Source organism: Paenibacillus sp. G2S3 (assembly GCF_030123105.1).
In the GTDB taxonomy this organism is placed as follows: Bacteria; Bacillota; Bacilli; order Paenibacillales; family Paenibacillaceae; genus Paenibacillus_AQ.
Genome location: NZ_CP126095.1, coordinates 6,328,595 through 6,343,521, shown reverse-complemented (window position 1 = coordinate 6,343,521; position 14,927 = coordinate 6,328,595). Strand labels below are relative to the sequence as shown.

The window sequence follows — 14,927 nt, the reverse complement described above, 5'->3', positions numbered from 1 at the left end:
CTACGATTATAGCGTATCGTTAAGCTTAGGACCTTACATAGAATATAGTATTTTTGTGTCGGATATTGTAAATTGGTGGAAAAATTATGGAAATAAACGTGATTATGAAATGTTTAGTAGACAAAAGCGTTGAATCCTAACCAGTTCTAGTGGTACGCTTGAGTTATTAAAAACGGATTGGGAGTTGAAACAAAGATGCCGCATCCATTAGATCCGTTAATAGAGCGTCTTGGATTATCCATGTGGAGAGTACAGCGTAAGATCATGTCTCAAAGGACTTTGCATAAAGAACTTGGACTTACCGTACCTCAGATGGGTCTGTTAAATATAGTAGCGAAAGAGAAAAAATCGCGGGTGGTACAGCTGGCGGAGTCTATGGAGGTCAAATCCAGTGCCATTACAGTGATGCTTGATCGTCTGGAAGCGCTGGGTTTTATTAAGCGTGAGACGGATGGAAATGATCGGAGAGCGGTTGTGGTGACCATCACCGAGCGAGGTCAGCAAACACTTGAAGAAGGACATTTCCGTTCAAAACAGCTGCTTGCTGAGCATTTATCTATACTGAAGCCTGAAGAGCTGCAGAAGTTTGCGGAGTACTACCGTATGATCGAGGATCAGGAACGGTAAATTTCTAGCTTTGGCATAGATACAGAAAGAAGGCCACCCTCTCTGAAGAGAAGGTGGCCTTCTTTGAAATATAATAATGATAAGTTCTAAGGTTCAATTGGTTTGTCTGGCAGCTGCGTAATGTAGCTATGGGAAAGCTGTAGAAGTCTCAATGCTCGGTTGTATTCATCCTCAGTGGCAGCCGGTGCTTTTCCATTATAAATAGGATATTGGGTATTATCTTCAAAGCTGTTACCCGGAATAAGTAGTCCTGAGTTGGAAATGAAAGAACCAGAAGGTAAATAATATCTTTCTGGCAGTAAGTTATAAGTCTGACTGAGTAGATCTTGACCGAAAACTAGGTTATTCTCTAATGAAATTCCAAGAAGACCAGCAGCAGTTGGCATAATATCCACTTCGCCTCCGACTTGCTCTAAGGTCTGTGGTGCTGTGCTGTCTCCTGCATGAATGAGCAGAGGAATGTTTAACATATCCGCATAGGTATATTCATGACCATAAATTTCAGTCATTAATTTCTTATCATCATGATCGAGAGAATAAATAGGCAGTCCCATATGGTCTCCATAAATCATGATCACGCTGTTATCCCATACGCCATTCGCTTTAAGCTCTTCTACGAAATGTCCGAAGGCATCATCTGCATAGTTTTGGGAACGGATATAATCACCCACAAAAGTACCTTCGTAACGCTCTGGCAGCTTCATGCGGTATTTTTCCTCAGGGATTGTGAATGGGTGATGCGCTGACATCGAAATAATTTGAGCGTAGAAAGGTTGCCCCTCTTTGCTCATGTCTTTTAGCTTATCAGCTGTTTTACTGTAGAGCGTATCATCAGAAGCGCCGAAGAAGAAAACATCATCTTCACCGAAAAATGAGCGATCATAATAATGATCGAAGCCCAGTGATTCATATAGTTCACCACGGTTCCAGAACTCTACGACATTCGTGTGGAAGGTTGCGGTCTGATAACCATTGTCTTTAAGCAAGCGCGGCAGACTTGGTAGCACCTTATCCACATAGGACATGGTTGCCGCACCGCGTGGAGGGATGTAGGCTGAAGTGTTCACTACGAACTCTGCATCCGACGTATTCCCTTGACCGACCATTTGATAGAAATTAGGGAAGTAGAGACTATCCTTCATGACCTTGTTCAGGTTCGGTGTAATCTCTTGACCGTCTAGCTTAAGTCCCAGCAAAAAGTTCTGGAAGGATTCCAATTGAATGATAATAAGATTCTTGCCTTTAGCCGTGCCGTGAAGTGGAGAACTAGCCGCAGTATTAATCCCCTTCACTTTGTTGATGGCTTCCTGTGTAATGTCACTTGATTGCACAAGCTCTGGTTCTTCTTTAGCAAAGATCGTATAGGCTTCATAATTAAGAATACCCATCTCCTGGGCTTTCTTAATTTCGTTCATACTAGCTTTATTAGGCAAAATGTTGAACAAGCATAGCCCAAGTGAGATTGCGAATAGAACACTATACTTTATTTTTCCATTACGACGGTTGATCTTTTCTTTTTTATAGACCCGGCCTTTCTTATTAAAGAAGAAATAGCCTCCTAGGACAATAATATCTGTAAAGATTAACAGGTAGTAAGGATCCATGAGTGAGAATACGCTGTTGCTGACGGCTGTCACTTGATTCACCTGCTCTGCCGCATGGTAAGTTACAATGACACCATAGTATTTAAAATACATAATGGCTGCGAAAAAGATGGCTGTTACTAATAAATTGACTGTCATGTAATATCCAAGCTTGCGCTTGGAAGCGAAACGTTCAATGATACAGAAGATTGCCCAGGCAAAAGGGATTTCTGTCAGTAATGACTTCCAAGGTAGTACATCGTCAAAAATTACACCCCAGGCTAAGAAAGCTTTTAGAATAAAAAGTATGGTGAAAAACACAAAAGGTTTAACGATCCACTGTTTAATGTTAAAGGATGACACAGCTTCGCCCCTCTTTCTATATGATAAAATGCCATTTCCCGGCTAGGAAGAAACAGCGCTCCAGACAAAATGATTCCATAGTAATAAAATTTATTATGCAGGGCTAGCTATAGAAAGTCAAAAATCGAAAACGTAAGTATAAGCCTTGTTGGATGCGTAAAGTTAAATACATATGGGTGAAAGATGATGTTTCTGCTGTCATATGAGGTTATACAGCGATTAAAGAACTAAAATAGATATTGGGAACAAAAAGTTTAAATGGATAATTAAGGTGGGTGTAAATAAATGAATCAAACTGTAACCCTATCCGTTAGAACTCTCGTTGAGTATGTTTTTCGCAGCGGTAGTATTGAGCCTGGATTTCATGGCACTTCTTCTATGGTTGAAGGAACGCGAATTCATCAGAAGATCCAAAAGCAATATAAGGAAGGTGATCGCAAGGAGGTCTATCTGAAAGCAGAGATCCCTTATGGTAGCTTACTTTATATAGTGGATGGGCGCTGTGACGGATTGCTTATTTCGGAGAATGGGAGCCTTATGGTCGAAGAAATTAAATCAACCTCCGGACTGCTGGATATGCTGGAAGAGGGACATGAGGTTCATTGGGCACAGGCGCTGATGTACGCATATATGGTATCGCTGGAGCAGGAGCTTTCTTCTATTCAGGTAAAGCTTACCTATGTTCACCGGGCTACTGATGAGCAAAAAAGCTTGTACCGAACGTTGTCGGTAGAAGAACTGGTCTCATTCGCTAATGAAACCGTAGCTAGATATGCTCCATACGCCGAGATGATGGTTCGTCATGATGCTAAGAAAGAGCAGAGCCTTCGCGAGTTGTGTTTTCCGTTTGCTTCTTATCGAAAGGGACAACGGCATTTTGCCGGAGCGGTGTACAAATCCGTGGTGGAAAAGGTCAGTCTGTTCGCTCAGGCCCCCACAGGTATTGGAAAAACAATGTCGACGCTGTTCCCGGTCCTTAAAGCAATGGGCGAAGGACAAGCCAAAGGATTGTTCTATTTAACGGCTAAGACGGTTACCCGTTTTGCCGCGCAGGAAGCTATCTCGCTACTGCTGACGCAGGGACTTCAGCTGCATGTCATCACACTTACGGCTAAAGAGAAAACCTGTTTTCGTGATGAAGGGATTTGCGGTAAAGATTCCTGTCCTTATACGGATGGCTATTATGATCGGATTAACGATGCGGTAATGGATCTATTACAGCATGAGACGCTGATGAGCAGAGACACCATAGCACTGTATGCTCACAAACATAAAGTGTGCCCGTTTGAGTTCTCGCTGGATGCAGCTTATGCCTGCGATGCGGTGATCTGCGATTACAATTATATATATGATCCTCGGATCAGCCTGAAACGGCTAACGGAGGAGAGAAAAAGAGAAACGGTGCTTCTAGTAGATGAAGCGCATAACCTGGTAGACCGAGGACGGGAAATGTTCTCCGCCTCTTTGCTGAAGGCCCCTTTTCTGGAAATCCAGCGCCAGTATAAAGAAATGAACCGGAATCTGAGTGTGGCCGCTAAATCGGTGAATGCTTTTTTCATCTCCCTTCGTAAAAATTGTAATGATGAGGGACAGGGACAATGGGCTTCGTTCCCGGAGGAGCTGCCAGCCTTGCTGGAGACCTTTTCTTTGGAAGCAGAACAGGAGCTTATTCATCCAAGCGCCAGCATTGTTCCTCTGAATGGAGAAGGAGAGAATGTTCTCCTGGATACCTATTTTGCAGTTCAAGGGATGCTTCGCACCTTTAAGACCTATGATGAACGTTACATAACCTATGCTGAGGTTCGGCGCGGCGATGTGTATATTAAGCTATTCAATTTGGATCCATCGCATTTGCTCCGGCAAATGTCTAAGAGCTTCCGAAGTCAGATTCTGTTCTCTGCTACGCTTTCTCCATTATCGTACTATCGGGATATGATTGGTGCAGTGGAGAAAGATTACAGTTTAACGGTTTCATCTCCTTTTCAGAAGGAGCAATGGGAAGTGACCGTACTACCTGTTTCCACACGTTATCATGACCGGGAGGCTTCTCTAATCCCTTTAACTCAGGCATTGAATCAAATGGTTTCTAAGAAGGGCAATTATCTGGTGTTTTTTCCTTCATATCTCTATTTACAAAATGTATATCAGGCCTTTACGGAGAATTACCCCGAAATACGGACTTTGATGCAGGATACGGGCATGAGTGAGCAGGCTAGAGAAAGTTTTTTAGCTTCATTTAGTCCAGATAATGATGAGACGCTGTTAGGATTTGCTGTACTCGGAGGGATCTTTTCGGAAGGTGTAGATCTGCCAGGAGACCGTCTCAACGGGGTAATGGTTGTTGGTGTTGGCCTACCACAGCTTGGTCTTGAGCGTAATCTGCTGCGTCAGTATTTTAATGCCAGAGGCAAAAACGGCTTTGATTATGCTTATGTCTACCCGGGAATGTGCAAGGTATTGCAAGCTGGAGGCAGGCTGATTCGAAGTGAGACAGATACAGGCATTATTGTGCTTGCGGATGATCGTTTTTTGCAGAGTCCTTATAAGCATTTGCTTCCCGAAGAATGGAGAGATTATCTTATCCGCTCATAAGAGGGTATAATCTATGAAAAGGTATTCATAATCAATCGGCAGGAGGAAAAAGAATGACATTAAAAGTGGGTATTGTGGGTACGGGTTGGTTCTCTAAGGTACATGCTGATTTACTTGCAGAGATGGATGATGTCCGTTTGCAGGCGGTCTGCGGAAGTAGTAAGGCTAAAGGCGAAGATATGGCACGTCCTTACGATGCTGCTGGATATGGTGATATTACGGAGATGCTGGATGCGGAGAAGCTCGATGCTGTTTATATTTGTGTGCCTCCACAATCTCATGGTGCGATCGAACGATCATTAATCAAGAGGGATATTCCCTTTTTTATAGAAAAACCGCTTAGTATGACGACTGAAATTCCCGCAAGCCTACTTCAGGATATTAAAGAGCATAATTTGCTAACCTCGGTAGGATATCATTTCCGCTATCAGGAGAACATTAAACGTCTGAAAGAAACATTGCGTGGGGACAAGGTCGGTATGATTATGGGGCAATGGATGGGCGGTATGCCAGGCGTAGCTTGGTGGCGCGATCAGAAGCAATCCGGAGGACAATTCACAGAGCAGACAACGCATATTGTCGATTTGGTTCGCTATCTGGCTGGAGAAGTGAAGGAAGTCTACGGCATGTTCGGAAACCGGATTATGCACGAGCAGCATGAAGGTGTGAGCGTCGCCGATGTAGGTACCGTATCCCTCAAGCTTGAAAATGGAATCATTGCTAATATTTCAAATACATGCGTATTACCTGATGAGGTGGGAAGTGTAGGTCTTAGCTTCTATAATGATCGGGGACTATTGGACTGGAACCCAGATCGTCTCTTGGAAGTGCGAAGCGGCAATAGTACCGAATATGAGAATACAGGAAACCCATATTTAGAAGAAAGTGAAGCCTTCATACATGCTGTACGGACGGGGGATCGGTCGCGCATTTTATGCGATTATGAGGAGGGGTACAAAACCCTTAAAGTTACCTGTGCGGCCTACGATTCAGCGCAAAGCGGATTGCCCGTTAAGTTCTAAATGTTCAATTCATAGAAAAAGGACATGCTACTTTAGATGTACTAAAGAGACATGTCCTTGGCCCAAGCTGGGTTAGCCTAGTGGAGGAATATCGCGAGCAAAGCTGGCGCTACACCTATAGATAACAGCGCGGACAGAATCATCGCAATACTGGAGATGGTTCCGGTCAGTGAACTAAGCTCGAAGGCTTTAGATGTTCCTGTACCATGTGCAGCGGTTCCCAGCGATACACCGCGCGCAACTTCATTCTCAATGCGGAAGATGCGAAGTACAGTAGGGCCCATCATTGTACCAAGTATCCCGGTAATAATGACGAAGACTGCCGTAATACTCGGAACACCGCCGATACTTTGCGAGATGCTCATAGCGATCGGTGTAGTTACCGAACGCGGTACCAGACTGGCTGCCAGATCGCCGCTAACATGCAGCCATTTGGCGAGCAGAATGGAAGAGATCACCGCAACTATCGTCCCTGATAGCACGCCTGCCGCAATTTCGGCGGCGTGCTTTTTGAGCACCTTGAAGTTCTTATGCAAAGGGATGGCAAAGGCCATGGTTGCCGGTTGCAGCAAATCCGTCAGCCATTTTCCTCCCGCATTGTATGAGTCATAAGTAATGCCTGTTATGAGCAGAATGATGATCATAATCACTGGTGTGATGATTAATGGAGAGGTGTAGACTTTACCAGTAGAAGCATAGATACGTTTCGCGAGTAAATACACCGCGACCGTGAGACCAAAGAATAACAGAGCGTTTAACATGAGCCTTTCCGCTCCTTCGCTTTATAAATTCTACTGGTAAGTAATCCGGAACTGGCCATCACAACAAATGTGCCCAAGACGACAACGGCAAGAATGCGTAATCCATCCGTTTCCAGGATATTAGCGTATTTCATTACCCCTATAGCAGATGGAATGAAGAATAGTAGGAGCTCGGCTAGTAACCAGGAAGCACCAACTTCCACCCAATTTAAACGAATGACACCAAACTCAAGCAGGAGAAACAATATAATCATTCCGAGTATGCTTCCGGGAATAGGGATATGCAATAATGGGGTTACAGCATTAATGACTATTGAAAATAAAGTAAGTCCCGCTACCTGCAGCAAGCCTATAGTAATCTTTTTCATAAGGCTTCGCTCCTTTCATGATAATGAAAGTTTACATCAATTGTTTTCATAGGTACAATGAATAGATGGAATAAATAACATTCCTTTTATCTATGTATCGGGGGCACTAAAATGGATATCCGACAATTAGAATATTTCGTCCAAGCAGCACGAATGAAAAGCTTTACTCGAGCTGCCGAATCATTATATATAACACAGCCCACGATCAGTAAAATGATTCGGAATATGGAGGTCGAACTGGAGGCAGACTTGTTCTACCGTGAAGGGAAAAGCATTCGGCTTACAGATGCGGGGGAAATTCTGTTTACCAAAGCGCAAAATATCGTAGAGTCATTCGCCAGCTTGTCTTCCGAACTGGATAGCTTACGAAATCTGGAGCAGGGTCACATTCGCATTGGTTTGCCTCCAATGGTAGGAGCAAGCTTTTTTCCTTCGGTCATCGGCCAATTTCATAAACGGTATCCGCAGGTTACGATTCGTCTGCATGAGGATGGGGCAAAAAAAGTGGAGGAAGATGTGGAAACAGGACTGCTGGACATTGGGATGGTCGTGCTACCTGTTAATACAGCCAAGCTTCATAGCTTCACTTTTGTTGAAGAGAAGCTAAATCTTATTTTACCTTTGGGACATCGGCTGGCCGAAGCAAAGCTTGTTCCGCTTAGTGAGCTGGCTGAAGAGGAATTCGTTCTTTTCCGTGAAGATTTCACATTACATGATCGGATTATTACGGAATGTGTGAAGGCTGGATTTCAACCGAAGGTTATTTATGAAAGCTCCCAATGGGACTTAATTAGCAAAATGGTAGCCGCGGGAATGGGAATCGCATTATTGCCGGAAACCATTTGCCGCGACATGGATCGCTCACGGTTAGTAGTCATTCCTTTGACAGATCCGGTAATTCCTTGGCAGCTCGCTATGGCATGGCGTAGAGACCGTTATTTATCTTTTGCAGCACGGGAATGGATTTCTTTTGCAAAGGGACTATTAAGAGAACAGTACCCAAATGAGCTTCCTTACGATTCCAAGGATCTTTCTGAATAGATAGCGATTTTATTTTTGTAGATACACTACAATTTTTTCTTTTTTTTGAAAATATGTTTTTTGGTATCATGGATTATGATAGGGGGAGATGTTGATAGAGAGAAGGAGAGAGTTGTGACACTATATCAAGGTTCTTCCGAGAATATTTATAGAAGAGACTACAGAGAAGATGAGCTGTTTGTGACTATAGAGAGCCTTAGATGCGAATTGCTGGAAGTCGCGGAGCAACGGAGTCTTAGTGATCATGCTGTCTTAGAGTTAAGTGAGCGATTGGACAGCTATATTTTGCTGGCACAACGTAAGATGATGGAGAATTTGCGCAGTCGCAAGGCAAGTGCAACAGCTTACTGCAGAAGCTCAAAAGCCGCTATTACAATAAGTTAAACTTCGATACAACCATAGAATTACATTATTATGAAGATACAACCGATAAAGAGGAGAGAAATACGCTCCTCTTTTTGTCGTACAATCTATTTGTTGTACAATCCATAACTTTCACCTATAATGTCAATTAATAGAATCTTTTCAAGTCGAACTTTGGGGGTGCCGAGTGGAGGGGAAGTTAACAACTATACGCTCAGAAATTGAGAAAAATCTGTCTCGCTCCGGCCATAATCTCGCCTCATTTTCAAAAATTTGTGGCCTGAATCGTGGAAGTCTCAGTGCAATTTTGCATGGGAATCCGCCGAAGCCTATGTCCTTGGGACAAATAGATGCAATCATTAAAGCCTTTGGATTTCCTGACGGTTGGTTGTATCCACTGTATGTTGATGAATGCTTCAATGAAGAGAAGGTCTCACGCCGGAGGGTGGAGCCTTTTTTAATACGCTGCGCTGAACTGGGTAAGCAGCAATGTATTGATGAAACATTAAGCAGGTTATTGGAATATCCGAAATCGCTAGATATCGTTTATTCGGTAGCTGATAAATTGTTTAATAAAGGAAAAGTAGATGAATCAATATACTTTTATAAAATAGTGACCGAGAATGAGTCGGATAGTTACTCTGAGAGACTGGCGATCAGTCATTTTCGTATTTTTAGATCGATGCAATCAATAGTTGATACAGATGAGAAATTACGCGCAGTGATTACCTTTGGACCATTTAGAGGACGCCTTCCTGAGAGTATGCAATTGGATGGTTTACTAATGCTATCACAATTATGCTACGGTCTGCGCAGATGGGTAGATATGGAAGGGTATGCTGATGAATTGAGAACCTTGGCCAATGCCGTGTATCGTGATCAACTGCGAAAGAGTGAAGGTAGACGAACAGAAGATCTTCGTACGGAACGTCCGCTCATCGTCTATTATGGTCATGGGTATTTGCTCAAAGGGACAGCTTTAACCAAGCAAGGCAATTATGAAGCAGCGAAAAAGTATACTGCAGGCTACGCTGATCTGAGCTGGTTCGAAATGATGGATGATGAAGGTCGTGAAGCTGTAGAGCATTTCCGGTTGTTTGCAACGGCCAATAGTTTTACGCTGGAGATGTTAGCGGGAAATGTGGCTGTTTTACCTGAATATACAGCTTTTTTGGCCGATCACCCTGGTGAAATTTTGGTAGGTCTTATTACTATTATGGATGCAGCTAATCGCCATGGGTTCTCTGCCGATAACGTACTTTCACGTTTCTCGCGCGAGATGTTGCGATTTGAGGAGTTTCAGGAGCCCAATAATGTGGATCGTGTATATCGGCTAAACTATCAAGTAGCCATGTACCTTATAACCCGTAAACAGTACAGTACTGGTGTGGATTATATTATTCAGTGTTTGGAGTTAGCTATTAAGCAGAATAACGGAAAAGATTTTATTAATTGTGTAACTTTATTTGAGACCAATAGGGATTATGCTACTACTGATCAGCAAATCAAATATAGGAATTTGATAAAGGAGGTGAGACAGCATGAAAAAATCACTATTGATGATGGTAAGTGTGTTAGCATTGTTTAGCTTCATCATTATCGGACCTGTAGGCTCTGGAAGTAATGGAGGTATTACGACTTACGAGCACGGAGCGAATTGGTAGGAATAAATCTATCTATCTATTCAGCATTCTTATAATACAGAGTAATACATATATGAAATTGGACTCCCTTGCGATTGAGCTTGGGAGTTTTCTTTTTCGTAATAATTGATAGCGTATTCAAAATTTGACAAAGCGTTGCACCGAAAATATAATTAGGTAGCCTAAATAATATAGTGTTTAATAATTAGTTGACCTAACTAAATAAGAGGTGAAAGAAATTGGGATAAACGGAGGAAATACAGAAAATACTGAAAATTCAGTCGCACACGAGCTTTTTGCGGCAATGAAACGGCTGCATAAAGGCCAATGGCAAAAGGGTGTTGAAGGCCATAAGCCGAGTGAGATGACTTTAATGATATGCATTGAAAAATGGAATCATTCTGATGATGAGGGTCTAAAGATATCTGAAATCAGTCGACTTCTCGGATTCACACCTCCAACTATTACGCAGTTGATAAATAGTCTTGAGGCGAAACAGATGGTGGAAAGACACGCAGATCCTTCGGACCGAAGAGTCGTGCGCGTGAAATTAACGGAGAGTGGAAAAAAACTCACACGAAGAGCAGAGCAATATAGAGATGCAATGTTTGATGAGCTCGTACAGTACTTAGGTGAAAAAGAGACTAAGCAGCTCACAGAACTGTTGCTGAAAGTACATGCATTCGTTGAGGATAATCCGCCACCTAATTGGGATAGGCTACAAATGAACGGAGATGAGAAGCTTGATTAAATTATTTAAACAACTGAAGCCATTTCGAGTAGCTATTGGTGCTGTATTAATTCTTGTGTTCTTGCAGTCCATGGGCGACTTATACCTGCCTACACTGATGTCCGACATTGTCGACAAAGGAATTGTTCAGGGAGATCGTACTTTTATTTGGAAAATAGGTAGCTTCATGCTTTTAGTTGCAGGGGGCGGGGCTTTATGTTCAGTCATAGCGAGTTATTTATCGGCAAAGGTAGCAGCGGGGTTCGGTAAAATTACCCGTGCTCGTGTGTTTAATCATGTAGAGAATTTCACGCTGCATGAATTCGATAAGCTCGGTACCGCATCTTTAATTACGCGTACAACGAATGATATTACGCAAGTACAGACTGTACTTACTATGATGTTGCGCATGATGATCGGTGCACCAATGATGATGATTGGTGGTATCATCATGGCGGTGTCTGAAGATGCGAAATTATCATTGATCTTTGTAGTAGTTATCCCGGTACTCGTTGGCGCAATTTTCTTAATCGGGATGAAGGGATTACCGTTGTTTAAAGCGATACAGATTAAGCTGGATAAATTAAATCTGGTGCTACGTGAACATTTGACGGGGATCCGTGTTATCCGTTCATTTAACCGAATTGATCATGAGAATAAACGCTTCTCCGAGGCTAACCGTGATCTGACAGACACAGCTATCAAAGTAAATAAAATCATGGCCGGTTTGATGCCGATTATGATGATTGTTATGAACTTTTCCATGATCGCAATTCTTTACTTTGGTGGAATCCGAATTGGCGATGGCGATTTACAAGTCGGCTCACTGATGGCATTTATTCAATATGCGATGCAAATCATGTTCTCCCTGATTATGGTGTCGATGATGTTCGTGCTGATTCCTCGTGCTTCAGCTTCAGCCTTGCGTATCAATGAGGTGCTCGATATGCGGCCAGAGTTTACAGATCCTTCAGAGAGTGAATTGCAAACAACGGCTCAAGCAACTAAAAAAGACGGCCGTGATCATATGCGTGGTTTTGTTGAATTTGATAATGTTTCCTTTTCTTATCCTGGCGCGGAACAACCTGCACTTTCGAAAATTAGCTTCAGTGCTCGCCCAGGTGAAGTTACTGCGATTATCGGCGGTACTGGTTCAGGTAAATCTACGCTGCTTAGCTTGATTCCAAGGTTCTATGATGTTAACGAAGGTGCTGTACGTGTTAACGGAGTAGATGTGCGTGAGATGACTCAGGAAGAGCTACGGAGCAAAATTGGTTACATCCCTCAAAAAGCGGTATTGTTCTCAGGCACGATTAACGAGAATATTCGCTACGGTAAAGAGGATGCTACCGATGAAGAAATTATTCATGCAGCCAAGGTAGCTCAAGCCTACGATTTCGTATCAGCAATGAAAGATGGGTTTGATTCGGAAATTGCTCAAGGCGGTAGTAATGTCTCCGGTGGTCAGAAACAGCGGCTGTCCATTGCACGTGCGCTTGTGAGAAAACCTCAAGTTTATCTGTTCGACGACAGCTTCTCAGCACTTGATTTCAAAACAGATGCTAAGCTTCGTGCGGCACTCAAAGATGAAACCACGGAATCCACTGTTCTAATCGTAGCTCAACGGGTTAGTACCGTTATGGATGCCGACCGAATTATTGTTATTGATGAGGGTGAAATCGCCGGAATGGGCACTCACCGTGAACTGCTCGCGAGCAGTGATGTGTACCGCGAGATCGTATCCTCGCAGCTGTCAGAGGAGGAAATAGCATGAGCGAACAAAACAACAAACCTGCTGCTCCGCGCGCCCATAAAGGTCCTGGACCTGGTGGCGGTCCTGGCATGCGGATGCCTGCAGAAAAGGCTAAGGACTTTAAGGGTACACTTCGTCGTCTGATTAAGTATTTAAGACCTCGTATGGTTCAATTAATCATCGTTTTGGTTATGGCTATTGCCAGTACTGTATTCAGTATTTTCAGTCCTAAGGTTATGGGTAAAGCAACGACTAAGCTGTTTGAAGGTGCTTACGGTAAATTAATGGGTGTTGAGGGAGCCTCCATTGATTTTGGATACATTAATGAAATCCTGATCATACTTGCGGGTCTGTATTTGCTTAGTGCTCTGTTCAGCTATATTCAGCAGTATGTAATGGCTGGTGTAGCTCAGAAGGTCGTTTACGACATGCGTGAGCAAATTAACAGCAAGCTGGAACGATTGCCTTTGAAATATTTTGATTCTCGTACACATGGGGAAATTCTTAGCCGTGCTACGAATGATGTGGATAACATCAGTACTACACTGCAACAGAGCTTAACTCAATTGATTACTTCTATCGTGACTATTATCGGTGTCATTGTAATGATGCTTACGATCAGCCCATGGCTGACTTTGATTACAATTGTTACATTGCCACTCAGCTTTGTTGTGATTATAGCTATCTCCAAGCGTTCGCAGACTTATTTTGTCGGACAGCAGAAATCGCTAGGTCAATTGAATGGTCATGTAGAAGAAATGTATACAGGTCACCGGATTATTAAAGCATTTGGTCGCGAACCGCAGTCCCTTAAGGATTTCGATGAAATTAACGATAAGCTTTATGACTCTGGCTGGCGTGCTCAATTCATGTCCGGTATGATTATGCCGCTCATGATGTTCATTGGTAACTTGGGTTATGTAATGATCTGTGTAGTCGGCGGTATCTTTGTTACTAAAAAAATGATTGATGTTGGTGATATCCAAGCCTTTATTCAGTATTCCCGTCAGTTCACCCAGCCGATTGCACAAACGGCTAACATTGCTAATATTATTCAATCCACTATCGCTTCCGCAGAACGTGTATTTGAACTTCTAGACGAAGAAGAGGAAGTTAAGGAAGTTAATACTACACTTGCGAAGCTTGATGAAGGTACTCCGGAAGGTTCCGTTGAGTTCCGTCATGTGAAATTCGGATATAAAGAAGATGCGATTCTGATTGAGGACATGAATATTGAGGTTAGTCCAGGTCAGACTATAGCGATTGTCGGTCCTACTGGTGCTGGTAAAACCACTCTGATTAACCTGTTGATGCGCTTCTACGAGCTTAATGATGGGGAAATTATCATTGATGGTGTCAATATTACCAACATGAGACGGAGTGACCTGCGCAGCAAATTTGGTATGGTGCTTCAGGATACCTGGCTGTTCAATGGTACGATCCGCGATAACATTGCTTATGGACGTGAAGGTGCCTCAGAAGCTGATGTGGTGCGTGCTGCCAAGGCTGCTCATGCCGATCACTTTATCCGCACACTTCCGCTTGGTTATAATACGGTGTTAAATGAAGAAGCTTCTAATATTTCACAAGGACAGAAGCAGCTGATTACGATTGCCCGTGCGATTCTGGCCGATCCATCGATCCTCATTCTTGATGAAGCAACGAGCAGTGTCGATACACGGACAGAATTGTTGATTCAAAAAGCAATGAAGGCATTGATGCAAAACAGAACCAGCTTCGTAATTGCTCACCGTCTTTCGACGATTCGAGATGCTGACCTTATCCTTGTTATGAATCAAGGTAGCGTAATCGAGAAGGGCAACCACGAGGAACTGCTAGCACAAGGCGGCTTCTATGCGGATCTTTACAACAGTCAGTTCTCCGAAGGAGATTTGGACGCAGGCTAAATTGAAGTGAAGAAAAAATTATAGCAAACTAAATACCCCTCCTTTCACATTTGCTGATTATTTATGTGAAGGAGGGGTATTTTATATGTGCTGAGGTGTTTTAATTTTTGTGAAAAATAAAAAAAAGTTTGATTAAAAATTTAAGGATAGATATGATAGAATTAAAAAATGACC

13 protein-coding genes are annotated in these 14,927 nt (G+C 42.9%); 10 read left to right on the top strand and 3 right to left on the bottom strand.

From position 1 onward, the window contains the following. Window positions 1-195 precede the first annotated feature (195 nt). Complete coding sequence (locus QNH28_RS28060) at window positions 196-627, top strand: MarR family winged helix-turn-helix transcriptional regulator (protein WP_283909409.1); 432 nt, start codon at window positions 196-198, stop codon at window positions 625-627. A gap of 86 nt (window positions 628-713) precedes the next feature. Here QNH28_RS28060 and QNH28_RS28055 read toward each other — a convergent pair whose 3' ends face one another. Next, window positions 714-2,573, bottom strand: coding sequence for an LTA synthase family protein (locus tag QNH28_RS28055; RefSeq protein WP_283909408.1), 1,860 nt, complete (start codon window positions 2,571-2,573; stop codon window positions 714-716). Window positions 2,574-2,858: 285 nt separating this feature from the next. Here QNH28_RS28055 and QNH28_RS28050 point away from each other — a divergent pair, with 285 nt between their 5' ends. Together QNH28_RS28050 and QNH28_RS28045 are read left to right on the top strand one after the other, a co-directional pair. After that, entirely contained in the window at window positions 2,859-5,165 is a 2,307-nt protein-coding gene (locus QNH28_RS28050; RefSeq protein WP_283909407.1) for a helicase C-terminal domain-containing protein, read from the top strand. 53 nt (window positions 5,166-5,218) lie between these two features. Then, window positions 5,219-6,187, top strand: coding sequence for a Gfo/Idh/MocA family protein (locus QNH28_RS28045; protein ID WP_283909406.1), 969 nt, complete (start codon window positions 5,219-5,221; stop codon window positions 6,185-6,187). 77 nt (window positions 6,188-6,264) lie between these two features. Here the strand turns inward: QNH28_RS28045 and QNH28_RS28040 are convergent, their stop codons facing one another. Both QNH28_RS28040 and QNH28_RS28035 read right to left on the bottom strand, forming a co-directional pair. Further along, the gene (locus QNH28_RS28040) at window positions 6,265-6,948 is read right to left on the bottom strand and encodes a CidB/LrgB family autolysis modulator (RefSeq protein WP_283909405.1); all 684 of its coding nucleotides are present in this window, start codon (window positions 6,946-6,948) and stop codon (window positions 6,265-6,267) included. Further along, window positions 6,942-7,316, bottom strand: coding sequence for a CidA/LrgA family protein (locus QNH28_RS28035; RefSeq protein ID WP_283909404.1), 375 nt, complete (start codon window positions 7,314-7,316; stop codon window positions 6,942-6,944). Before QNH28_RS28035 ends, QNH28_RS28040 begins: the two co-directional genes overlap by 7 nt. Window positions 7,317-7,427: 111 nt before the next feature. Here QNH28_RS28035 and cidR point away from each other — a divergent pair, with 111 nt between their 5' ends. From cidR to QNH28_RS28000, 7 genes are all read left to right on the top strand, one after another. Continuing rightward, window positions 7,428-8,357, top strand: a complete 930-nt coding sequence (gene cidR / locus QNH28_RS28030; RefSeq protein ID WP_283909403.1) for a cidABC operon transcriptional activator CidR — start codon at window positions 7,428-7,430, stop codon at window positions 8,355-8,357. Window positions 8,358-8,471: 114 nt separating this feature from the next. Continuing rightward, window positions 8,472-8,741 (top strand): aspartyl-phosphate phosphatase Spo0E family protein, encoded by a 270-nt coding sequence (locus QNH28_RS28025; protein ID WP_283909402.1) that lies wholly within the window; start codon window positions 8,472-8,474, stop codon window positions 8,739-8,741. Between the two features lie 166 nt (window positions 8,742-8,907). Next, on the top strand, window positions 8,908-10,308 hold the full coding sequence (locus QNH28_RS28020; protein WP_283909401.1) for a DNA-binding protein: 1,401 nt from the start codon (window positions 8,908-8,910) through the stop codon (window positions 10,306-10,308). Continuing rightward, window positions 10,262-10,384, top strand: coding sequence for a hypothetical protein (locus tag QNH28_RS28015; RefSeq protein WP_283909400.1), 123 nt, complete (start codon window positions 10,262-10,264; stop codon window positions 10,382-10,384). The genes QNH28_RS28020 and QNH28_RS28015 overlap by 47 nt, the downstream gene beginning before the upstream one ends. A gap of 283 nt (window positions 10,385-10,667) precedes the next feature. After that, window positions 10,668-11,114: a MarR family winged helix-turn-helix transcriptional regulator gene (locus QNH28_RS28010; protein ID WP_283909399.1), complete on the top strand. Its 447-nt coding sequence runs from the start codon at window positions 10,668-10,670 to the stop codon at window positions 11,112-11,114. Beyond that, window positions 11,107-12,867 (top strand): ABC transporter ATP-binding protein, encoded by a 1,761-nt coding sequence (locus QNH28_RS28005; protein WP_283909398.1) that lies wholly within the window; start codon window positions 11,107-11,109, stop codon window positions 12,865-12,867. Before QNH28_RS28010 ends, QNH28_RS28005 begins: the two co-directional genes overlap by 8 nt. Beyond that, the gene (locus QNH28_RS28000) at window positions 12,864-14,753 is read left to right on the top strand and encodes an ABC transporter ATP-binding protein (protein ID WP_283909397.1); all 1,890 of its coding nucleotides are present in this window, start codon (window positions 12,864-12,866) and stop codon (window positions 14,751-14,753) included. The genes QNH28_RS28005 and QNH28_RS28000 overlap by 4 nt, the downstream gene beginning before the upstream one ends. The last annotated feature ends 174 nt before the right edge of the window (window positions 14,754-14,927 follow it).